The organism is Streptomyces sp. DSM 41931, assembly GCF_050271085.1.
In the GTDB taxonomy this organism is placed as follows: Bacteria; Actinomycetota; Actinomycetes; order Streptomycetales; family Streptomycetaceae; genus Streptomyces; species Streptomyces albogriseolus.
In genome coordinates this window covers 295,129-317,566 of the sequence record NZ_CP189902.1, presented here as the reverse complement: position 1 = coordinate 317,566, position 22,438 = coordinate 295,129, and the positions used below count along the sequence as shown (strand labels likewise).

The 22,438-nt window shown below is 73.5% G+C and carries 17 protein-coding genes; 10 read left to right on the top strand and 7 right to left on the bottom strand.

Going from position 1 to position 22,438, the window contains the following annotated elements:
- Window positions 1-458 precede the first annotated feature (458 nt).
- The 3 genes from ACP7TJ_RS01520 to ACP7TJ_RS01510 all read left to right on the top strand — a co-directional run bounded on the left by ACP7TJ_RS01520 (window position 459) and on the right by ACP7TJ_RS01510 (window position 6,658).
- Entirely contained in the window at window positions 459-4,214 is a 3,756-nt protein-coding gene (locus ACP7TJ_RS01520; protein ID WP_427761813.1) for a S8 family serine peptidase, read from the top strand.
- Between the two features lie 102 nt (window positions 4,215-4,316).
- Entirely contained in the window at window positions 4,317-5,321 is a 1,005-nt protein-coding gene (locus tag ACP7TJ_RS01515) for a helix-turn-helix transcriptional regulator (RefSeq protein ID WP_093769796.1), read from the top strand.
- Window positions 5,322-5,956: 635 nt separating this feature from the next.
- Complete coding sequence (locus tag ACP7TJ_RS01510) at window positions 5,957-6,658, top strand: response regulator (RefSeq protein WP_093769795.1); 702 nt, start codon at window positions 5,957-5,959, stop codon at window positions 6,656-6,658.
- A gap of 60 nt (window positions 6,659-6,718) precedes the next feature.
- Here ACP7TJ_RS01510 and ACP7TJ_RS01505 read toward each other — a convergent pair whose 3' ends face one another.
- Together ACP7TJ_RS01505 and ACP7TJ_RS01500 are read right to left on the bottom strand one after the other, a co-directional pair.
- Window positions 6,719-7,936 (bottom strand): serine hydrolase domain-containing protein, encoded by a 1,218-nt coding sequence (locus tag ACP7TJ_RS01505; RefSeq protein WP_193458311.1) that lies wholly within the window; start codon window positions 7,934-7,936, stop codon window positions 6,719-6,721.
- Between the two features lie 181 nt (window positions 7,937-8,117).
- Entirely contained in the window at window positions 8,118-8,612 is a 495-nt protein-coding gene (locus tag ACP7TJ_RS01500; RefSeq protein WP_318296006.1) for a nucleotide triphosphate diphosphatase NUDT15, read from the bottom strand.
- A 215-nt stretch (window positions 8,613-8,827) separates the two neighbouring features.
- Here ACP7TJ_RS01500 and ACP7TJ_RS01495 point away from each other — a divergent pair, with 215 nt between their 5' ends.
- From ACP7TJ_RS01495 to ACP7TJ_RS01485, 3 genes are all read left to right on the top strand, one after another.
- Window positions 8,828-10,354 carry a PTS transporter subunit EIIC gene (locus tag ACP7TJ_RS01495; protein ID WP_403162904.1) on the top strand — a complete coding sequence of 509 codons (1,527 nt, stop codon included), beginning with the start codon at window positions 8,828-8,830 and terminating at the stop codon, window positions 10,352-10,354.
- Window positions 10,355-10,522: 168 nt separating this feature from the next.
- Window positions 10,523-11,257, top strand: a complete 735-nt coding sequence (locus ACP7TJ_RS01490; RefSeq protein WP_427761809.1) for an alpha/beta fold hydrolase — start codon at window positions 10,523-10,525, stop codon at window positions 11,255-11,257.
- Between the two features lie 366 nt (window positions 11,258-11,623).
- The gene (locus ACP7TJ_RS01485; RefSeq protein WP_093769790.1) at window positions 11,624-12,229 is read left to right on the top strand and encodes a lytic polysaccharide monooxygenase auxiliary activity family 9 protein; all 606 of its coding nucleotides are present in this window, start codon (window positions 11,624-11,626) and stop codon (window positions 12,227-12,229) included.
- A 91-nt stretch (window positions 12,230-12,320) separates the two neighbouring features.
- Here the strand turns inward: ACP7TJ_RS01485 and ACP7TJ_RS01480 are convergent, their stop codons facing one another.
- The 4 genes from ACP7TJ_RS01480 to ACP7TJ_RS01465 form a co-directional block, all read right to left on the bottom strand.
- Window positions 12,321-13,058: a hypothetical protein gene (locus ACP7TJ_RS01480; protein WP_167744255.1), complete on the bottom strand. Its 738-nt coding sequence runs from the start codon at window positions 13,056-13,058 to the stop codon at window positions 12,321-12,323.
- A gap of 67 nt (window positions 13,059-13,125) precedes the next feature.
- Complete coding sequence (locus ACP7TJ_RS01475; protein WP_093769788.1) at window positions 13,126-13,875, bottom strand: SDR family oxidoreductase; 750 nt, start codon at window positions 13,873-13,875, stop codon at window positions 13,126-13,128.
- A 54-nt stretch (window positions 13,876-13,929) separates the two neighbouring features.
- On the bottom strand, window positions 13,930-15,660 hold the full coding sequence (locus ACP7TJ_RS01470) for an L-aspartate oxidase (protein WP_189909185.1): 1,731 nt from the start codon (window positions 15,658-15,660) through the stop codon (window positions 13,930-13,932).
- A 243-nt stretch (window positions 15,661-15,903) separates the two neighbouring features.
- Window positions 15,904-16,800, bottom strand: a complete 897-nt coding sequence (locus ACP7TJ_RS01465) for an RNA polymerase sigma-70 factor (RefSeq protein WP_093769786.1) — start codon at window positions 16,798-16,800, stop codon at window positions 15,904-15,906.
- Between the two features lie 422 nt (window positions 16,801-17,222).
- On the opposite strand from ACP7TJ_RS01465, the gene ACP7TJ_RS01460 reads away from it, so the two are divergent.
- The 4 genes from ACP7TJ_RS01460 (at window position 17,223) to ACP7TJ_RS01445 (ending at window position 20,855) form a co-directional block, all read left to right on the top strand.
- The gene (locus ACP7TJ_RS01460) at window positions 17,223-18,425 is read left to right on the top strand and encodes a macrolide family glycosyltransferase (RefSeq protein ID WP_266394643.1); all 1,203 of its coding nucleotides are present in this window, start codon (window positions 17,223-17,225) and stop codon (window positions 18,423-18,425) included.
- Between the two features lie 3 nt (window positions 18,426-18,428).
- On the top strand, window positions 18,429-18,917 hold the full coding sequence (locus ACP7TJ_RS01455) for a hypothetical protein (protein ID WP_320583737.1): 489 nt from the start codon (window positions 18,429-18,431) through the stop codon (window positions 18,915-18,917).
- The gene (locus ACP7TJ_RS01450) at window positions 18,914-19,837 is read left to right on the top strand and encodes a hypothetical protein (RefSeq protein ID WP_376725200.1); all 924 of its coding nucleotides are present in this window, start codon (window positions 18,914-18,916) and stop codon (window positions 19,835-19,837) included. The genes ACP7TJ_RS01455 and ACP7TJ_RS01450 overlap by 4 nt, the downstream gene beginning before the upstream one ends.
- 133 nt (window positions 19,838-19,970) lie before the next feature.
- Window positions 19,971-20,855: an endonuclease/exonuclease/phosphatase family protein gene (locus ACP7TJ_RS01445; protein ID WP_266394638.1), complete on the top strand. Its 885-nt coding sequence runs from the start codon at window positions 19,971-19,973 to the stop codon at window positions 20,853-20,855.
- 10 nt (window positions 20,856-20,865) lie between these two features.
- On the opposite strand, the gene ACP7TJ_RS01440 is transcribed toward ACP7TJ_RS01445, so the two are convergent.
- A complete protein-coding gene (locus ACP7TJ_RS01440) occupies window positions 20,866-22,419 on the bottom strand; it encodes an MFS transporter (RefSeq protein WP_093769781.1) in 1,554 nt (517 codons plus the stop codon).
- Window positions 22,420-22,438: the final 19 nt, after the last annotated feature.

The following is a 22,438-nucleotide window of genomic DNA, read 5'->3' as shown; positions in this document are numbered from 1 at the left end:
ATGCCGGCGCACGCGGAAGACCGGTCCGGGCCGACGAGCGGCGCGGACCCACGGCGGGACACAACCTCAACTCCTCAGCGATGGGGCCTTAGAGACTGTCCCCCGTACGCGTTCATGACGCGTCGCCAGCCTGCTGAAAGTCCGTTGATCGTATCAGTCTCCCGTGGGCAACACGCCTGGTGCCGGTGGCACTTGACATTCCTTACGAGAAGTTCACACGGAGGGTGTCGGACCGCGGCGGGCGCCCCGCCCGCGAACCTCCCGCCGTCGCCCGCGCCTTGCCGCGCCGGTGTCGCCGTTGCGCCATGTCCCACCTGTGCCACGGCGAAACGGTGACACGGCCCGCGCCGGCGACCGAGCCTGTGCAGCACCCACGGCACCGCGGGCCGGGTGAACAGCAGAAGGACGGGACGTGTCGCACGACGCGTACGACGAAGGGCACAGGAGTGAGACAACGGATGCGCATCGCGGCCGCCGTCGCGGCGGGGCTGACCCTGTCCGCGGGCGCCGTGACACCGATCGCGGCCGGTCCGGCCGCGGCCGGCACCCCGGCACGGGCCGCCGCGCCGGCGGCCGGCAGCGGCGCCACCGTGCGCCTGATCACCGGCGACCGGGTCACCGTCCGCACGGACGTGACCGGCCGCCGCACCGCCTCGGTGACACCGGGGGAGGGCAGGCGGCACCTCCTCTTCCGCACCGTCGAGGAGGACGGACACCTCACGGTCCTCCCGTCCGACGCGGCCGGACTCGTCACCGCCGGACGGCTGGACCGCGGCCTGTTCGACGTGACCGCGCTCATCGCCCAGGGCTATGACGAGGCGCACACCGACACCCTGCCGCTGATCGTCGCCGACGGCGCGGGCGTGCCGGACACCTCGCTGCGCCGCCTCACCGGCCTGGCCGCCGAGGGCACGCGGGTCCGCCGCCTGGAGACCATCGACGCGCACGCCGTCCGCGTCCCCGCGGGCGACCTCGGCACCTTCTGGAAGCGCCTCGCCCCCGCCCCCGCCGCCGGCGGCGCCGCCCGCGCCGCCGCCGTGCCGTCCGTGTGGCTGGACGGCAGGGTGCGGGCCGCACTGGACCGCAGCACCGCGCAGATCGGCGCCCCGGAGGTCTGGAAGACCGGCCACCGGGGCGAGGACGTCAAGGTCGCCGTGCTGGACACCGGCGTCGACGCCACCCATCCGGACCTGGCCGGACGCATCAGCGAGGCACAGGACTTCTCCGGCAGCTCCGGCACCGGCGACGCCTTCGGGCACGGCACCCACGTCGCCTCGATCGTCGGCGGCTCCGGCGCGGCCTCCGGCGGCGCCCGCAAGGGCGTGGCGCCGGCTGCGGACCTGCTGGTCGGCAAAGTCCTCGGCGACGACGGCTTCGGCACCGCGTCGCAGGTCGTCGACGGCATGGAGTGGGCCGTCGCGCGCGGCGCCGACGTGGTCAACCTGTCGCTGGGCTCGGACGCCCCCAGCGACGGCACCGACCCGATGAGCCGCGCCCTGAACGAACTCTCCGCGTCCTCCGGCGCGTTGTTCGTCGTCGCCGCGGGCAACGCGGGACCGGCCCAGGGCACGATCGGTTCTCCCGCCGCCGCGGACGCCGCCCTCACGGTCGGCGCGGTGGGCCGCGACGACTCCCTCGCGGACTTCTCCAGCCGCGGCCCCCGGGCCGGCGACGACGCCGTCAAGCCCGACGTGACCGCGCCCGGCGTCGGCATCGTGGCCGCCCGCGCGGCCGGTACGACGATGGGCCAGGTCGTCGACCCCTCCCACGTGGCCGCCTCCGGAACGTCGATGGCCGCCCCGCACGTGGCGGGCGCCGCCGCGCTGCTCGCCCAGCAGCACCCCGACTGGACCGCGAGCCGTCTCAAGGACGCCCTGACCAGCACCGCACGCCTGATCGAGGGGCAGCGGGTCACCGAACAGGGCGGCGGCCGCGTCGACGTCGCCGCGGCGAGCCGCACCCCGGTCCTCGCCACCGCCGGCCTCGCCCTCGGCACGTACACCAGCGACGACACCGGCACCAGCGCGCACACCGTCCGCTACACCAACGTCTCCGGCCGGGACGTCACCCTCGACGCGCGGGCCGCGCTGGCCACCAGCGGCGGCCGGGAGCTCGCCGAAGGGGTGCTGACCCCCGCCGCGCGGACCGTCACCGTCCCGGCCGGCGGCACCGCCGACCTGCCGCTGACCGTCGACGCGGCCCGCGCCGAACGGGGCGCCTACTACGGCCATCTGACGGCCACCGCAGCCGACGGCTCGGTCACCGTGCACACCACGCTCAGCCTGGTCGTCCGCGGCCCCGTGCACCGGCTCAAGGTCGTCTCCTACGACAACGACGGCAACCGCGTCGACGCCCTGCCGATGATCTGGGGCGCGGAGGGCTTCGTCGGCTACACCGACCGGGACAACGCCGTCGCCGAGGTCGAGGAGGGCACCTACCAGCTCACCTCCGGCGGCATCGAGCGGACGGACGACGGTGAGGTGCTCCGCCAGGTCGTCCTGCCCGAGATCAAGGTCACCAAGGACACCACCGTCGTGGTCGACCCGCGCAGGACGGTGAAGGTCGAGATCCGCACACCGAGGCCCGCCGAACAGAGCGGCGTCCTCAGCTACCAGACGTACCGGGAGATCGACGGGCACGCCTGGATCGACGGCACGATGTACTTCGACAGCGCCGTGGCGCTCTACGTCAGCCCCACCCCTCAGGTCACCGAAGGCACCTTCGAGTTCGCCTCCCGCTGGCAGCTGGCCGCCCCGCTCCTCGAAGCCGGCGTGATCGGCGGCGCGGACCTCGACGCCTCCTACATGCCCGAGTCACCGCTGTTCGACCAGCGGGGCGAAAGGCTCCGGGCCGTGAATGCGGGCGCCGCGGACGCACCCGACTTCCGCGGGGCGCGCGGCCGGCTCGCCGTCGTCACGGACGAACAGGGCATCGCCGGGCCGCGGCTCGCCGAACGCGCCGCCGCGGCCGGCGTCCGCGCGGTGCTGGTCGTCCACTTCGACACCAACGGCTGGACCCGCTGGACACCCCACGGGGAGCGCTGGAAGGTGCCCGTCGTGCGCGTCGGCTCCGACGAGGGCGCCGGCCTGCTGAACCGCCTCGCACGGCGCACCACCACCGTCGCCTTCGGCGGCACCGCCCGCAGCCCCTACCTGTACGACGTCATGCAGATCAGCGAGGGACGCGTTCCCGACCGCGTGGTGCACACGGTGTCGGAGCGCAACAGCGCCGTGGTGCGGTCCGCGTACCCGGACAGCGGCGGCGTGGAGTGGGCCGCCGAGCAGCGGTTCGCCCGCCGTCCGTACCAGGAGTTCACCTGGCTCCAGTACACCCGCCACGTCCCCACCGCGTTCACCCGCACCGAGTACGTCACCTCCGGCACCACCGAGTGGGAGCACATCGTGCACCACCGGACGGTCGGCGACGTCGACTCGCCGCTGAACACCGGGCTCCGGGACACGCCCCGCACCTACCGCGCCGGTGAGCAGGTCACCGAGCGCTGGCAGGGCGCCGTGGTCCGGCCCGCCATCCCGCGCGGGGGCGTGCCCGCGAGCGTCCGCGACGGCGACGTACTGCGGCTGCGGATCCCCGAGTTCACCGACTCGGCCACCGGCCACTGGTCCCGGCTCGCCCCCGGCGGCGACACGGGCATCGGCGGACGGGCGGCGGCGCCGGAGACGGCCGAGGCGCAGCTCTACCGCGACGGCCGGAAGCTGGCCGACCTCGCCGACGCCTGGCGCGACGTCGAGGTGCCGGGCGGAGACGCCGAGTACCGGCTGCGGCTGCGCACCGCCCGCGACTCCGCGGAGTGGGCGTACGCCACGGCGACCGACACGACCTGGACGTTCCCGTCCGGCACGGTCACCGGCCAGGCCCGGCTGCCGCTGCTCCAGGTCGACCACGCCGCACCGGCCGATCTGCGCAACACCGTCGGACCCGGCCGCACCCACACCCTGCGGCTGACGGTCCGCCACCAGGACGGGCTCCCCGCGCCGCGCGGGGTGCGCACCACGGTCGAGGTCTCCTACGACGACGGCCGGCACTTCGTGCGGGCGCCGGTGCGCGCCGGGAGGGGCGACACCTTCACGGCCACCGTCACCCGGCCGACCGGGGTCCGCGGCGACGCCTGTGTGACCCTGCGCGTCACCGCGCGGGACGCGAGCGGCGCCTCGGTCCGGCAGACCGTGACCCGGGCGTACGGGCACCGCGGCTGAGCGGACGGCGGGGGAGCGGGACACGACGGCCCGCTCCCCCGCCGAATGTTGTACGGTATTCAACGTTCAGGCGATTGAAGACCGTCGTGCGGGGAGGGCGCCGTGACGTTGGAGGCCGCCGGGGTCACCGGTACCGAGGAGACCGTCTACCGCCTGCTGGTGACGATGGGCCGGGCCACCGCCCGCGAGGTCGCCGACCGGTCCGGGCTGGAGCCCGGGCACACCCGGCAGGTGCTGGACGCGCTGGCCGCGAAGAACCTGGTCAGCCAGAGCGACGGACTGCCCCGCCAGTACCGCCCCACCCCGCCCGACGTGGCCCTGCTGCCCCGCATCAAACGCCGCGCCGACGCACTCGACCTGGCCCGCGCCGAGGCGACCGCGCTGCTGGAGTCCTACCGCGAGACCGTGCGCCGCCAGGACCTCGGCCAGCTCATCGAGGTCATCACCGGCGCGGAGGCGCTGCGCCAGCACCTGCGCCAGATCCAGGACGGCGCCCGGGACGAGATGCTGTGGTTCTGCAAGGCCCAGTACGTGGCCATGCCGTCCGGCAGCAACCGCGCCGAGTTCGACGCGCTGGCCAGGGGCGTGCGCTACCGGGCGCTGTACGAGAAGGCGTTCTTCGACGACGAGGGCGCCGTGGATAACGTTGTCGAGGGCGTCAGGGCGGGCGAGATGGCGCGCGCCGTGCCGCATCTCCCGCTGCGCCTCGCGGTCGCGGACCGCGCCATCGCGATCTGCCCGCTGGTGCCGGGCGGCCCCGACGGCAGCCCCGAGGAACCCACCTCCGCGCTGGTGCGCGACAGCAACCTGCTGGCCGCGCTGGTCGCGCTCTTCGAGCGGTACTGGGAGGACGCGGTCCCGCTCGACGTCGACCACGCCGGCGTCGTCGTCGGCACGGACGCGGCCGGTCCCCCCGACCCGCTCGGCGCCACGGACCGCCGCATCCTCGCCCTCCTGGTCGCCGGCGTGGTGGACAAGGCGGTGGCCACCCAGATGGGCCTCAGCCGCCGCACGGTCCAACGCCGCATCCAACGCCTGATGGAACTGGCGGGCGCGACCACCCGCATGCAGCTTGCCTGGCAGGCGGCGAGGAGGGGTTGGTTGTGAGCGGGCTGTGTGGCGGGGCCGCGGGTGGGTGAGGCGGGGTGCGCCCGCCGTACGGCGTCGGGTCACCGGGCGTGGGTCCGGTGATGCCGGCTGGTGCCCACTGAGCTTGGTGGCCGGGCGGCCACGGTGGTCCGACGCCCGGGCGCGCGCGGCTCTCGTGCCCGGACGCGGTCCGGCTTCGGCCGTCCGGCCGAACCCTGTGTCCGCGGCCGCCCGCGCAACGCCGGGCCTGGTCCGGCAGCCGGCGGGCCGGGGCGCCCCGGGTCGCGCCGCCGGCACGCCGGAGCCGGTCATGTCCGGCCGCACGCCGGGGGGAGCCGGCGTGGGTCCTCCGCGTGCCGGGGGCTGCCCCTGCGTCCGCCCGTGTGCTGCACGCGCGCCCGGGTGCGGCCGGGTGTCGGCCCTCCGGCTGAATCCCGCGGCCGCGGCGTCCGCAGGGGGTTGCCCCGGCCGTCGGCCGGGGCGAGGCTGGCGGGATAGCGCCCGGAGCGCGCGTCCGTGCCGCAGACACGCACACGAGCGGGCCGGGGGCCGGCCGACCCCGTGGGCGATCAGGGCCGAACGGCCCTGGCAGGCCGGCCGGGGACGGGCGAGGATCCTGGTGGAACACGCCACGCGCACACAAGGAGCATTCGATGGCGGACGGCGAACAGCCCGGCCCCGACGGTCCGATCCAGGTCTTCCTCCTGGACGACCACGAAGTCGTCCGGCGCGGGGTGCACGACCTGCTGAACGACGAGCCGGACATCACGGTGGTCGGCGAGGCCGCCACCGTCGAGCAGGCCCTGGTGCGCGTCCCCGCCCTGCGCCCGCGCGTCGCGGTCCTCGACGTCCGGCTGCCCGACGGCGACGGCGTGACCGTGTGCCGGGAACTGCGCTCCCGGATGCCGGACCTGGTGTGTCTGATGCTCACCTCGTTCGACGACGAGGAGGCCCTGCTGGACTCGATCATGGCCGGCGCGTCCGGCTACGTCCTCAAGCAGATCCGCGGCTCCGACCTCGTCGAGGCCGTCCGCACGGTCGCGCGCGGCCAGTCGCTGCTCGACCCGAGCGCCACCGCCAAGCTGATGCAGCGCCTGCGCGGCGGCCCGCGGAAGGAGCAGCAGGAGCCGGACGTCCTGCCCGGCCTCACCGAGCGGGAGAGGGAGATCCTCGAGCTGATCGGCGAGGGGCTCACCAACCGCCAGATCGGCCAGCGGCTCTACCTCGCCGAGAAGACGGTGAAGAACCACATCTCCCGCCTGCTCGCCAAACTCGGCGTGGAGCGCCGTATCCAGGCCGCGGTGATCGCCACGGAGGCCCGGGACCGCCTGCGGCACGACAGCAACGGCCGCTGACAGCCGCGGGTCCCGGCCGGACGGCGCCCGGCCGGGACCCGCGCACGTCAGCCCCTCGGATCAGTCCCGCGCGATCTGCGGCGCGATGTCCTCCGTGAACCGCTGGGTGGAGGCGGCGGCCCGCCGCACCGCGGCGGCCGGGTCGGTGCCGCAGAAGGACGCGTCCAGCGTCGCGCCGAGCGTGGTGTTCACCGTGCCGTTGTTGGAGGTGTTGGCGAGCGACGCCATGCTGCGCCGGCCGTCGCTCGTGGTGAAGGCGTACGTGTAGTAGCCCTGCACGGTGCCGGTGTGCCCGTACACCGTGGTGCCGCAGGACAGCGTCCGCCCGCGCAGTCCCAGACCGTACGACTGCTTGCCGTCCGCGGTGACCGGGACCATGGTGGTCATCTCCCGCAGCTGCTCCTCGGGCAGCAGCTTCCCCGAGAGCAGCGCGGAGAAGAACCGGTTCAGGTCCTTGGCGTTCGAGATGACCGCGCCCGCGGACTGCGCCCAGGAGACGGTCTGCTCGGTGGAGTCCACCAGCGGCAGCGTGGTGTCGTCCTGCCGGAGGTAACCGCGCGCGTACGTCCCGGAGAGGGTGGTCCGCGGGTGGACGTACGACGTGTTCTTCAGCCGCAGCGGCGTGAAGATGCGCTGCCCGTAGTGCGTGGCGACGGGCGTGCCCGTCACCTGCTCGATGATCGCGCCCAGCGCGACGAAGTTGGTGTTGGAGTAGCTGTACGCGGCGCCCGGCGCGTTGTTCAGCGGCTTCGCCGTCGACAGGTCGAGCAGCTCCTGGTAGCTGAAGACCTTGTTCCGCACCGCCTCGAAGCCGGGGACGGTGTTGTAGAACATGTCGTTGGTGTAGTCGTACAGCCCGCTGCGGTGGCTCAGCAGGTGACGGACCGTGATGCGCTCGTCGGGCAGCGGCTCGGGCAGGTAGCGGTTGGCCGGCGCGTCGAGGTCGATCGTGCCCTCGGCGACGAGCTGCAGCAGCACCACCGTGGTGAAGGTCTTGCTGACGCTGCCCACACGGAACCGCCGCCCGGTGTCCATCGGCGTGTGGGCGGCGGTGTCGGCCTCACCGGTGGCGACGTGGTAGCTCCGCGGCCCCTCGTCGATCCGGGTCAGCGCGCCGGGCGCGCCCTGGGACAGCGCCGTCCGGTGCACCGCGGCCACGGCGGCGACGTCGGGCGCCGGCAAGGAGGGTGTGGTGGTGCCGGCGAGGGCGGGGGACGCCGCCAGCGTGACGACCAGGGTGGAACCGACGAGCGCGACGCTCGCGTCTTTGATCCGCATCCGCTTCTTTCCTGAGTGTGGGGAAGGAACAGGCGCCTGCGGCCGGGATCACTTCAACTTCCCCGTCACACAGGGCAGTTGACGGAGTCGCGCAAGGCCGGGGCGGCAACGTCTGCATCGTAGTGCAGCGGCACCCCGCCGCCCCGGCCTTCAACACGGCGTGGCGGAAACGGCGTTGCCCTCAGCCGGCCGGGCGGACCGGGTAGTGGTGCGTCTCCGCCGCCCCACGCGGCGCCGTCTCCGGCCACACGCAGTCCAGCACCGACGCCGACGGGCCGAACAGCGCGGACGGCACCGCGTCCCGCGCGAACCACTCCCAGCGCACGATCTTGTCCGGTTCCGTCACCCCGGGTGTGCCCTCCGCCCCCTCGGTGACCGCGGCGGCCGTCACCCGGGTGAGCCCGCGCAGACCGTCCACCACGACCGCCAGCACCCGTACGGCCGTGGCCGGCACCGACAGCCCAGTCTCCTCCGCCAGCTCCCGCGCCGCCGCCGTCTCGAAGCTCTCGCCCGGGTCCACCTTGCCGCCCGGCAGCTCCCAGCGGCCGTCGTGGCCGAGTCCGAGGAGGACGCGGCCGGAGTCGTCGAGGACGGCGACGCCGACCCCCGTCAGGCTGTGCGGTGTGGGGCGGGCGCGCTCGGGGCGCTCTGAGGTGAGGTGTCCGGTGCTGTTCACCGGTCCCTTCTACACGGTCACGGGCATGCCCCGGTATGAGGTGACGCACGTCACCGGGGGTCCCGCCGAAGTCGTGATCGGACCTTTGCGCGACGACCCTTGACGCGCGCGATGGCTGAAAATATCTTTCACACTCAAGTGATCAACCGAAAGTAAATTTCGCCGCAGCCGCCTGACGCGGCCTGCCCCACCTCACAGCAAGGCATGACCGCACCATGAGCGAAGAGAACAAGCATCGCGCCACTGCTGCCGCCATCCTCCCCCTGGTCGGAGGCGCGGCGAACGTGACGTCGGTGGCCCACTGCATGACCCGGCTCCGGCTGGGCCTGCGCGACCGGTTCCTCGTCCAGGAGGAGGCACTCACGGCACTGCCCGCGGTCATGGGGGTCGTCGAGGACGACACCTACCAGATCGTGCTGGGCCCGGGCGCCGTCGCCCGTGTCACCCCGGAGTTCGAGGCCCTGGTCGCGGCGGAGCGGGCCGGCGCCCCGGAGGAGCCCGCCGCTCCCGCCGCCCCCGCGGGCGGGTCCGACCCCGTGACCGCCGAGGAGCTGGCGGCGCAGGGCGCGGCGCTCCGGGCGGAGCGGAAGGCGAGGAACGCCACCCCGTTCAAGCTGTTCCTGCGGCGCATCGCGAACATCTTCGTGCCGCTCATCCCCGCGCTCATCGGCTGCGGCATCATCGCCGGCCTCAACGGCCTGCTGGTCAACCTCGGCCGGCTGCCCGGCCTCACCCCGGCCCTCGCCGCCATCGCCTCCGGCTTCATGGCGCTGATCGCCGTCTTCGTCGGCTACAACACGGCCAAGGAGTTCGGCGGCACCCCGATCCTCGGCGGCGCCGTCGCGTCGATCATCGTCTACGCCAAGGTGGCCGACGTCGAGGCGTTCGGCCAGCACCTCTCGCCCGGCCAGGGCGGTGTGCTCGGCGCGCTCGCCGCGGCCTGCCTCGGCGTCTACGTGGAGAAGCGGTGCCGCCGCTGGGTCCCGGAGTCCGTCGACGTGCTGGTCACGCCCACCGTCACCGTGCTGGTCTCCGGCCTGGCGACGCTGTTCGGACTGATGTTCCTGGCCGGTGAGGTGTCGTCCTGGATCGGCGACGCCGCGGACTGGCTGCTCGCGCACGGCGGCGCGGGCGCCGGTCTCCTTCTCGGCGGTCTGTTCCTCCCGCTGGTCATGCTGGGCCTGCATCAGGCACTCATCCCCATCCACACCACGCTGATCGAGGGCGCGGGCTTCACGGTGCTGCTGCCGATCCTCGCCATGGCGGGCGCGGGCCAGGTCGGCGCGGCCCTCGCGATCTACCTCCGGCTGCCCCGCAACACCTCGATCCGCACGACGATCAAGTCCGCGCTGTGGCCGGGCTTCCTGGGGGTCGGCGAGCCGCTGATCTATGGCGTCTCCCTGCCCCTCGGCCGCCCGTTCGTCACCGCCTGCGCGGGCGGCGCCTTCGGCGGCGCGTTCGTCGGCCTGTTCAACCAGCTCGGCACGGACGTGGGCTCCACGGCGATCGGCCCCTCCGGCTGGGCGCTGTTCCCCCTCCTCGACGGCAGCCACGGCCTGGCGCAGACGATCGCCGTCTACGCGGCCGGCCTGCTCGTCGGCTATGTGGCGGGCTTCGTGGCGACGTACTGGTTCGGCTTCACGAAGACGATGCTCGCGGAGCTGAACGTGGCACCCGACGCACCGGCGCCGGCCTCTCCCGCCCCGGTGGCGACGGAGGAGCGCGTCACGGAGAAGGTCTGACCTCCGGCCCGGTGCCGTTCCCGCGCTCGCGGCAGGCCGGAGCGTCCATGACACGCCGTTCCGTTCGCCCCCTTCTGTCACATACGGGTCCGCGGCCCGGTCAACGAAGCGAAAGGCGACGGCGTTCCGCCACCCCGGCGGCACCGCCTTCCGACGAAAGGACCGGCCATGTTCCACCGTTCCCGCTCTCCCAAGCCCACCGTGGTCCTCGTCCACGGCGCCTTCGCCGACTCGACCAGCTGGAACGACGTGGCACGCGAACTGCTGGACGAGGGCCACCCCGTGGTGGCCGCCGCGAACCCCCTGCGCGGACTGAGCAGCGACGCGGCGTACGTCCGTGAAGTCCTCGCCGGCATCGAGGGACCGGTCGTCCTCGTCGGCCACTCCTACGGCGGCTCGGTCATCACCGCCGCGGCGGTGGGCGCGGACAACGTGCGGGCGCTGGTGTACGTCGCCGCGTTCATCCCGGACAAGGGCGAGAGCGCGCTCGACCTGGCGGCGCGCTTCCCGGGCAGCAGCCTCGGCGAGGCACTGCACCCGGTGCCGGTCACGTTGCCGGGCGGGGCGCCGGGGGTGGAGTTCACCATCGACCGGGCGAGGTTCCCGCACCAGTTCGCAGCGGACGTCCCGGAGGGCGTGGCCCGGCTGATGGCCGTCACCCAGCGGCCGGTGACCGGCGCGGCACTGGAGGAGCCGGCCCCCGAGCCGGGATGGCGGACGCTGCCGTCCTGGGCCGTGGTCGCCACGGAGGACCTGAACATCCCGGCAACCGCGCAGCGTTACATGGCGGAGCGCGCCGGTGCGCAGGTGACGGAGGTCCAGGCGTCACACGCGGCGGCTGTCTCGCATCCCCACGAGGTCACGCGCGTGGTGACGGCGGCGGCGGCTTCCGTGAAGCAGTAGCGGATCACTGTGCACGCGGTGCCGCCGCCCCACCCCGGGCCGGCGGCACCGCACGTCGCACGCCGGGCGTCGACCGGAAGGCGGTCGAATGTTTCGACGCCGCAAAGCCGGCGGCCTGGCCAGGCACATTGTGGTTCCCCAGTGTGCAGATCATTCATGTCGGCCGTGTTAACCGCTGAATCCAACCGAACGTCTCCCCGAAACCATTTCTTTCGCTCCACGAAACCTGCACGCGCACCTTCTACCTTTGGGAGCGCTCCCATCACGTTTCACCCACAGGATTGGAGTCATCCCCCCATGCACAACTCGCGTTTATCCGCCGGTACTTCCCGGCCGGCCGGGCGCCGTCTCTTCCAGGCGTTCCTGATGCTGTTCGCCGTGGTGGCCGGCGCGCTGACGTTCTCCGGCACCGCCCAGGCGCACGGTTCCGTCGTCGGTCCCCCCTCCCGTGCGTACCACTGCTGGGAGGAGTGGGGCAGCGACCACATGAACCCCGCCATGGCGCAGGAGGATCCCATGTGTTGGCAGGCCTACCAGGCCAACCCCAACACCATGTGGAACTGGATGAGCATGCTCCAGGACGGCCTCGGCGGCCAGTTCGAGGCGCGGATCCCGAACGGCAAGCTCTGCAGCAACAACCACCCGAACTTCGAGAGCCTCAACAAACCGGGTCCGTGGAAGACGACGCCCGTCGGTGACAACTTCACCATCCACCTGTACGACCAGGCGTCGCACGGCGCGGACTACTTCAAGGTCTACGTGAGCAAGCAGGGCTTCGACCCGAAGACCGAGGCCCTCGGCTGGGACGACCTGGACTTCATCACCCAGACCGGCCGCTTCGCCCCGGCGAAGGACATCACCTTCCCGGTGCAGACCTCCGGCTACTCCGGACACCACATCGTCTTCACCATCTGGCAGGCCTCGCACCTCGACCAGGCCTACCTGATGTGCAGCGACGTGGACTTCGGCTGAGCCACACAGCGCGGCACTGCACAGCACCGAACGGCGCGGCCCGGACGGGTGGTCCCTCACCCGTCCGGGCCGTCGCCCCGTGCGAACGACGTCAGCAGTGCCGCATCCACACGTTCGGCTCCCTGTACACGCCCTCGTCCGACTCCCGGTCGACGTGCAGCAGGGTGAGGCCCTCGGGGATCACGTAGTCGCCCGTCTCCGGGAAGGCCAGGCCCGTCCAGCGCTCCCACTCCGCGACCGTGCCGGTCATGGTCTGGGACGCCGGTGCGGCCGACACCACCGTGGCGCCCAGGCGTCGATGCGTGCGGATCCACGGGTCGAGGGGCGAGCCGTCCTCGCGGGTCCAGCGCATGTAGGTCTCGATCGGGGTCAGCGGGTACCGTGCCTTGGCCGTCGGGCGGACCGGGGCGATCACCCGCTCCCAGCCCGCGTCCTTCGCCGCCGCACGCAGTGACATGAGCGTCTGTCCCGCCAGCCCGCGGCCCTTCAGCGACGGGGTGACGACCGCCCCGCAGATCACCAGGGTGTCCGGTGCGACGCCCTGCTCATGGCCCTCCACGGCGCGGACGAGCGCCTCGGTGTAGCCCGACGGCAGGGACTCGGGACGGCCGTCCCAGCGGACCGGGACACCCCACCCCGACGCCACCGGCACGCCGTCCTCGTCCACCAGCATGAGGTCCAGGTCGGCGAAGAACTCCCGCACCCGGCCTATGTAGTTCTTCACCAGCCGGTCGGCCGTGACGAACTCCGGGAACCCCTCGCCGAAGAGCTCCTTCAGGTGCGCCTCGTCCCACGGGCGCGCACCGGTCTTCTCGGTCGTCAGTCGCATCGCCCGTTCATAGCACAGGCAGCCCGTGGCCCCCGCCCGCGGGCGAGGGCCACGGCTCCGGGGCGCGTCACCGCTGCTGGGCGGCCAGCCAGTCCGCGTACCGCGTGGTCGCGAGCTCCGCGTCCGGGCCCGGGAGGAGCGTCGACTCGTCCACCGGGGCGCCCGAGTAGCCCGCCTCGGGATCCGTCACCACCTCGCGCGGGTCGCCCGCGGCGGAGAGCGCCGTGCGGAGGGGGTCCTCCAGGAAGAGGGCCTCGGGGCCGCCGACCTCGACCATGCCGTCGAGCGGGGAGGCGACCGCCGTGCGGCACACCGCCGCGGCCACGTCGTCCGAGGCCATCGGCTGGAACTTCGCCGGAGGCACCCGCACCGTGCCGTCGACGGTCGACAGGTCCGCCAGTCCCTTCATGAACTCGAAGAACTGCGTGGCGTGCACGATGGAGTACGGCATGCCGGAGTCCCGGATCAGGTCCTCCTGCGCCTGCTTGGCGCGGAAGTAGCCGCTCTCCTGGAGCCGGTCCGTCCCGACCACGGACAGGGCGACATGGTGGGCCACGCCGGCGTCCGACTCCGCCTTGAGGAGGTTGGTGGTCGACGTGCGGAAGAACTCCATGACGGCGTCGTCCGCGAACGACGGCGAGTTCGACACGTCGACGACGACCGACGCGCCGTCCAGGACCTCGGCCAGGCCCTCACCGGTCAGGGTGTTGACGCCGGTGTTGGGCGCGGCCGGCACCGCCTCGTGGCCCTCGGCCCGGAGCTGGGTGACGACCTTCGAGCCGATGAGCCCGGTGCCGCCGATCACTACGACCTTCATGACTGGATTCCCTTCATGGTGTGGATGGATGGGTGGGGGCGTGCGCCTGCGCGCTCACTCCTGCAACCTGCCGTCCGTCGGCATCTCCTCCATCAAGGAGGCGATCTCCTCGGGAACCGGCGGGATGCTCTCCCGGGTGATGCCGGTCGCCGGCGACCACACGAGGTTGACCCGCAGTTCCTCATCCATGTCCGGGTAGTCGCCGCGGTTGTGACAGCCGCGCGTCTCCCGCCGCTCCAGCGCCGCCTCGAGCGTGGCCCGCGCGGCCAGCACCGCCGCCTTGAGGTCGAAGGCGTGGGCGAGATCCTGGAAGCCGGCGATGTCCGGGTGGACCCCGACGTCCTCCATCCGCTTCTCGATCGCGCCGAGTTCGGCCAGTCCGGTGCGCAGCCCCTCCTCGTCGCGGACGACGCCGGCGTGTTCCGTCATCGTGTTCCGGACGGCGCGCTGCAGGGCGCGGACGTTCTCCGGACCGTCCGCCGCGAGCAGCCCGTCCACCTCCGCCCGCGCCTGTGCGACGGCCGCGGCCGAACGGGGCTGCGCGGTCAGCGACTCGGCGTACGCGGCGGCCGCCCGGCCGGTGATACGGCCGTACACCAGCAGCTCGATGAGGCTGTTCCCGCCGAGCCGGTTGGCGCCGTGCAGGCCGCTGGACGCCTCGCCGATCGCGTACAGGCCGCGCACGTCGGTGCTGTGGTCCTCCGGGCGCACCCACACCCCGCCCATCGAGTAGTGCGCCGTGGGCGCGACCTCGATCGGGTCGCGGGTGATGTCCAGCATCTGAAGGTCCAGCAGCGTCTGGTACACCCGGGGGAGCCGGTTCATGATCGTCTGCCGGGGCAGGTGGGAGACGTCCAGCCACACCCCGCCCTTCTCCGTGCCGCGGCCCTCCTTGATCTCCGTGTAGGAGGCCAGGGCGACCCGGTCGCGGGTGGACAGCTCCATGCGCTCGGGGTCGTAGCGGCTCATGTACCGCTCGCCGAGGGCGTTGCGCAGGATGCCGCCCTCGCCGCGCGCGGCCTCACTGACGAGGGTGCCGGCCGCGTTCTCCGGCTCGATGATCCCCGACGGGTGGAACTGCACCAGCTCCGGGTCGCGCAGCCGCGCCCCCGCCTCCACGGCGAGCCGGAAGGAGTCCCCGGTGTTCTCGTCCCGCCGCGACGACGTGCGCCGCCAGATCCGGGTGTGCCCGCCCGCCGCCAGGATCACCGCGTCCGCGTGCACCCGGTAGCGCGTGCCGTCCTTCAGATCGAAGCCGTACGCCCCGAACACCGCGCCTTCGTGGGTGAGGATCCGCGTGATGTACACACCCTCCAGCACCGGTATCCGCAGCTGTTCCGCGCGCCGGACGAGGGTGCGCTGGATCTCCAGGCCCGTGTAGTCGCCGGCGAAGGCGGTACGGCGGAACTTGTGCGCGCCGAAGAAGCGCTGCGAGATACGGCCGTCCTGCTCCCGCGCGAAGGCCATGCCGTAGCGCTCCAGGTCGTCGATGCCCCGGGCGGCGCCGCGGGTGACGATCTCGGTGGTGCGGGGGTCGCCCAGCAGGTAGCTCTCCTTGAGCGTGTCCGCCGCGTGCTGCTGCCAGCTGTCCTCGGGATCCATCGTGGCCAGGGCCGCGTTGATGCCGCCGGCGGCGAGGGAGGTGTGCGCGTCGTTCTTGGGGCGCTTGCCGACGGCGAGGACGTCGACACCGGCCTCGGCCAGTTCGACGGACGCCCGCAGGCCGGCCCCGCCGGTGCCGATGACCAGCACCGTGGTGGAGAGAAGTTGTTCGGTGGCAGCCACGATTGCTCCGATCGTCGAGGTGACTCACCGACCACGACCGGACGGCCGCTCGGGTTGTGACACCTCGACGCCGCGCGGGTACCTCCCAGCATGCGCTCCCCGCGCGGGGCGGGCGACCCCGCGCGGACGCCTCCGCCGGACCGCCGTGACCACCGTCGGCTCGGTCGGCACCGTCACCTCCCCCGTGGTCAGCCGCTGCACCGGGCAGCGCGGCCGCCGGGGCCGGGTGCCGGAACCGGGCCGTCAGGCGGTCAGGGACGCCACGTACGGCGACAGCTTCTGCGGGTTCATCACCCACATGACGCGGTGGATGCCGTCCCGGGACGCGTCGACCGACAGCAGCGCCACCGGGTTCCCGCCGGCCGTGACAAGGACGGCGGGGTTCCCGTTCGCCTCCACCCACCGGGTCTCGGCCGGCGGCCAGAAGCGCGGCGCGAAGGCGGCCAGGTACTTGGAGACGCGCAGCCGTCCGACCACCGGGACGCGCGAGGCGCCGCGGATGCCGCCGCCGTCGGCATAACTGACCACGTCGGCGGCCAGGACGTTCTCCAGCACCCGCATGTCGCCGTTCTGCGCCGCCGCCAGGAACACCTCGAGCAGCCGCCGGTGATCGGCCGGGCTGACCGGCTCCTTCCGCTCGGCCGACAGATGCTTGCGGGCGCGGCTCACCAGCTGCCGGGTGTTCGCCTCGCTCGTCTCGAGGATCTCCGCGACCTGCTTGTACGGGTAGTCGAACGCCTCCCGCAGCACGTACGCCGCCCGTTCCACCGGGTTGAGCTTCTCCAACAGGAGCAGCACCGCCATCTCCAGCGCCTCGGCGCGTTCGGCGCCCAGCTGCGGGTCGTGCCGGGTGTCGACGGGCTCGGGCAGCCACGGTCCGACGTACGACTCGCGCCGTACGCGCGCGGACTGCGCGACGTTGACGGCGAGGCGCGCGGTGATCGTGGTGAGGAAGGCGGCCGGTTCCCTGACGCCGGAGCGGTCGGTGTTCTGCCACCGCACCCAGGTCTCCTGGAGGACGTCCTCCGCCTCCGCGGCACTGCCGAGCACCCGGTACGCGATCCCGAACAGCTGCGGACGGGCCGCGAGGAAATCGTCCGTCGCCCGGTCCAGGGCATCGGATGCGTCCCGAGCGTCCATGGTCGCCCCTTCCGGCTCCGCGCTCACCATGCTACAAGCGGCCTCCACCGTGCGCGTCCGGGAGCCGGACGGGCCCACGGCCCCTACGCGCACCGTACAGCGGGTCGCCCGGGCCCCGCGGATCAGCCCTCCCGTCCGTACCGGGCACGGACCCTGGCCGCCGTTCCCGGGTGACAGGGGGTGGAGTGACGCTCGTTACATCCCCGGCCGTTGAGAGCCCGCCCTGTCACAGACCGGAGGGCTGTGCGGTCGGTGAGGGGAACGCGACCGCGTCGACCGAGTGACAGGAGAGGACGAACGATGAGTGGCTCGGGTCCGCACGACCTTCCCCGGCCCGTGACAGCACCGCCAGGGGCCGTGACCGACAGCAGAGGGTGCGGCCTGACGCGGCGCCGCCCCGCCTCCGCCACGGGGGCCGTACGGTGAGCACCGTCGCGTTCGTCAACGTCGCCCTGCGCGGCCACATCAACCCGACGCTGCCCGTCGTCGCCGAGCTGGTGCGCCGCGGGCACACCGTCACCTACCACACCACCGCCGCGTTCGAGCCGGACGTGGCCGCCGCCGGCGCCACCGTGCACCGCTACCCCGGGGACGGTCCGCCGCTCGCCGGTCCGCCGACGCCCGTCACCCTGCTGGAACAGCTCGCCCGCACCGCCCTGGAGACGCTGCCGGCCGTGCTGGCCGACCTGCGGCGCGCCCGGCCCGACGTGGTCGTGCACGGCGCCGCGTGCCCCTGGGGGCCGGTCACCGCGGCCGAACTCGGCGTGCCCGCCGTGTCGTTGTTCACCACCATGGCGTTCGGCCGCCGGGTCCCCAGCCCCGCCCGCGCCTCCTGGACACTGCTGGCCGAGGCGGTCACACGGCCCCGCAGCCTCCTCGGCTACGTCCGCGCGCGCCTGCTGCTCGCCCGCCGCCACCGCACCCGCGGGCTGCCCCTGGTCGACCTGGTGAACGCGCGTCAGCCGCTCAACCTGGTCTTCACCTCCCGCGCCTTCCAGCCCGAGGCCGCCTCCTTCGACCGGACGTACCGGTTCGTCGGCCCCAGCGTCGGCGCCCGGCCGCACGACCCGTCGTTCCCCTTCGGCCTCCTGCGGCCGCCGGTGCTGTACGTCTCCCTGGGCACGGTGTTCGACGCCGGACCGTCGGCGCTGCGCGCCTTCGCCGCCGCCCTGGCGCCGCTCGGCGGCACCGTCGTCGTCGCCACCGGACACACCGACCCCGCCGCGCTCGGCGCGCTCCCGGACAACGTGCTCGCCCGCCGGTTCGTCCCGCAGCCCGAACTGCTGGAGCGCGCCGCGCTGTTCGTGACGCACGGGGGCATGAACAGCGTCAACGAGGCGCTGTACGCGGGCGTGCCCGTGCTGGTCGTACCGCAGGGGGCCGACCAGCCCCAGGTGGCGCGCAGGGTCACGGAACTCGGCGCCGGGCTGACCGTCCGCCCCGAGGCCGCCACCGAGGCCGCCGTGCACGCCCTTGCCCGACGACTGCTCACCGAGCCCCGCTTCCGAGAGGCGGCCGGCGCCCTGCGGACCGCCCAGCGGCAGGCGGGCGGACACCTCCGCGCGGCCGACGAGATCGAGGCTCTCCTGCGCCGCACCGGACCCCACGAGAAGCGGGAGCACTGAAGCATGCCCTCCGTCGTCGTCGCCCTCGTGCTGCTCGCCGGGCTGTCCGAAGCGGCCGGGCGCATCCTGCCCCTCGTCGCCCGCCGCCCCCGGGTGTCGCCGCCCGTCGTGGCCGGGCTGCTGCTCACCGGCACCGCCGTCGAGAGCGCCGTCATCGCCCTGTGGCCGCTGACCGCGTACACCCTCGCCGAGCTGCTGCCGCACGCCACCGCGTCCGGGGCCGCGCCCGGCTGGACCGCCGGACAGGTCGCCCCGATGCTGCTCGGCGCCGTCATCGCCTTCCCGCTGCTCGGCCCCGCGCTGCACCTGATGCTGCTGACCGGGGTCGGCGCCGGACTGGCCGGGCCGGTCGCCGCCGCGAGCGGCGTGGGCGGCTGGTCCGCCGCGGCCTGCGTGGCCGCCGCCGGGGTCGGCCTCGCCGCGGCCGTCGAGGCCGTACGGCGCCTCGTCGGACGGATCGGCACCACGCGGACCCGGAGGGCGGCGGCATGACCTGGTTCCCGCTCGTCGCCCTCGTGCTGGGCCCGGTCCTCCTCGTCGAGGCGCTGCTCGCCCGCTACGAGGTGATGCTCTACACCGCCGGCTGGCGCAGCCCCGGCGCCGATCTCCCGCCCGGCGTGCCCTACGCCCGGGGCGCCGGCCCCGACCGCCCGCCGGCCGCCTACCTGGTCTACCTGGACGGCATCGGCAAGCGGCGCTTCACGGACACCCGCGACGGCGGACAGCTCGTCAAGGCGCTGATCGCCGCCGCGCCGGACCTGCGGGTGCTGGGACAGGTGCAGCCGTACTCACCGCTGGCCGCCCCGCTCGCCGACCGGCCGGTGTGGGTGCGGATCCGCCGGCACGCCGGGCTGCTGCTGTTCCTGCACAACGTCATGCAGATCTTCGTCGCCGCCGACCGCCGCTACCGCCCCCTCTACAACCGTGCCGTCGGCGCCCAGACCGCCGGCCAGCTCCGGCGCGCCGGCTACCGGCCGGACAGCGGTGTCCCCGTCGTGCTGCTCAGCTACAGCGGCGGCGCGCAGGTCGCCACCGGAGCGGTCGCGGAACTCCACGCCCAGCTCGGCGCCCCGCTGCTGCTGATCACGCTCGGCGGCTTCCACAACGGCGCCAACGACCTCACCCGCGCCCTGCACCTCCACCAGCTCACCAGCGCCCACGACCGGATCGAACGGGTCGGCGCCTGGCTCTTCCCGCAGCGGTGGCCGCTGCTGCGGGGCAGCGGCTGGAACCGGGCGCGCCGCGCCGGGAAGATCACCGTGCACCGCCTGGACCCCGCCACCCACCTGGGCCGCCGCAGCTACATCAGCCCGCACTCCCGCCGGCCCGACGGCCGCAGCCACCTGGAGCACACCACCGACACCGTGCTCGCGCTCGTCCGCACGGTCACCGCGGCCGACGCGCCGCCATGAGCCGCGGTGACCGGGAGCGGGCCGGCGGGAAAAGGAACGGCCAAGGCGCCCGGCCGCCGGCCCCGCCTGTGCTTCCATGCGGTGGTGACGCACTGACCGTGCGTCACCACCGCATCCGCACACAGGAGAAGGCATGCCGCCAGGACTCAGACGTCCCGCCCGCACCGCCCGTGTCGCCGCAGCCCTCCTCGCCGCCGTCCTGTCGCTCACCGCGGCCCCGGCCACAGCGGCGGAGGGCGCCTCCCCGTCCGGCTCCCGCGCCCCCGCCGTGCCGCTCCGCGTGGCCACGTACAACATCCACGCGGGCGCGGGGGAGGACCAGGTCTTCGACCTCGACCGCACCGCCGCCGCCCTGCGCGACCTGCGTGCCGACGTCATCGGGCTGCAGGAGGTCGACGTCCACTGGGGCGAGCGCAGCGCCTTCGCGGACGAGGCCCGCGCCCTCGCCGAGAAGCTCCGTATGCGGGTCTTCTTCGCGCCCATCTACGACCTCGACCCGGCCGGCGAGGGCGGCGAGCGCCGGCAGTACGGCGTGGCCGTGCTCAGCCGCCACCCCGTGCTGCACGCCGAGAACCACGAGATCACCCGGCTCTCCACCCAGACCCCCGACCCGGTGCCCGCCCCGGCGCCCGGCTTCGCCGAGATCGTGATCCGCGTCAAGGGCGTACGCACCCACGTCTACTCCACGCACCTGGACTACCGCGCCGACCCGTCGATCCGCGCCGCGCAGGTGGGCGACATGCTCGACGTCCTCGCGGACGACCGGGGGCCGAAGATTCTGGTCGGCGACTTCAACGCCGAGCCGTCCGCACCCGAGTTGGCGCCCCTGTGGCACACCCTGCGCGACGCGGCGCCGGACGCCGGCCCCACCTACCCGGCGATCGCACCGCACAAGCGCATCGACCTGATCACCGTCTCGCACGGGATCACCGTGACCGGCGCCCGCACGCACGCCACCGACGCGTCGGACCACCGGCCGGTCGTCGCCGACCTGCGGCTGCCCCGCGAAGGCCGCTGAACCGGCCTCCTCACCCCGGCGGGCCACCCGGACCGCCGCCCTGGAGACGTTCCAGGTCCGACGGACGGACCTGGATCGCCACCATCGCGATCAGGGCGGCGAGCCCGGCGAAAACGGCCGCCATGACGAACGCGGCGGACACGCCGGCGGTGAGGACCTGGGCGCCCCACTCCCCGGGGAGTTCCCCCGTGCGCCGGAACTCCAGCCGCTCGGCCGGGGTCGCCTGCTGCAGGAACCGCGTCACCTGCTTCTCGGCCTCGTTCGTGCTGGCCGTGCCGTAGATCGTCACCAGGATCGACAGGCCGAGCGAGCCGCCCACCTGCTGCGTGGTGTTGAGCAGACCGGAGGCGGCGCCCGTCTCCGGCACGGGCACGTTGGACAGCGCCATCAAGGTCAGCGACACGAACTCCATGCCCATGCCGAAGCTGAACACCAGCATCGGACCGAGCACGCTGCCCGCGTAGGTGGAGTGCACATCGGTCAGGGTCAGCCACGCCAGGCCCGCGGCCGCGAAGAGACCGCCCGCCACCATGAACGGCTTCGGCCCGTACACCGGCAGGAACCGCGAGGCCAGCCCGGCGCCGACCGCGATGACCGCGCTCACCGGCAGGAAGGCGAGGCCCGCCTGGAGGGGGCTGAAGCCCAGGACGTTCTGCACGAACAGGGTCAGGAAGAAGAACATGCCGAACATCGCGGCGGCCAGGCACAGCATGATGCCGTACGTGCCCGCTCTGTTGCGGTCCGCGAACATGTGCAGCGGTGTGATCGGCTGCGGCGACCGCCGTTCCAGCAGCACGAACGTCACCAGCACGACCACCGCCGCCGCGAACGACGCCAGCGTCAGCGGGTCCCGCCAGCCGTCCTGCGCGGCCCGGATGAAGCCGTACACCAAGAGCACCATGCCGGCCGTGGAGGTCAGCGCGCCGGTCACGTCGAAGCGGCCCGGATGGCGCTCGGACTCCTTGATGTACCGCGGGGTGGCGAGGGCGATGAGCAGGCCGATGGGCACGTTGACGAACAGCACCCACCGCCAGTTCAGCCACTCGACGAGCATGCCGCCGGCCAGCAGCCCGATCGCGCCGCCGCCCGCCGAGACCGCCGCGAACACCCCGAACGCGCGGTTGCGTTCCGGCCCCTCGCGGAAGGTCGTGCTGATCAGCGCCAGCGACGTCGGGGAGGCGATCGCGCCGCCCACGCCCTGCAGCGCACGGGCGGCGAGCAGCTGACCCGCGTTCTGCGCGAGCCCGCCCAGCAGGGACGCCAGCACGAACAACAGCACGCCGAAGATGAACACCCGCCGTCTGCCGAGGATGTCACCGGCCCTGCCGCCCAGCAGCAACAGCCCGCCGAACGTGAGGGTGTAGGCGTTGACCACCCACGACAGACTGGCGGTCGAGAAGTCCAGGGAGCGCTGGATGTGCGGCAGCGCGATGTTCACGATGGTGATGTCCAGCACCACCATCAGCTGGCACGAGGCGATGACGAACAGGGCCATCGCGTTGCCGCCGCCGCGGCCGTCCCGCGCGACGTCCTGTGTGGAGGCCGGTCGCGGACTGCTGGTCATATCGGGTCCCCCTTCCGGG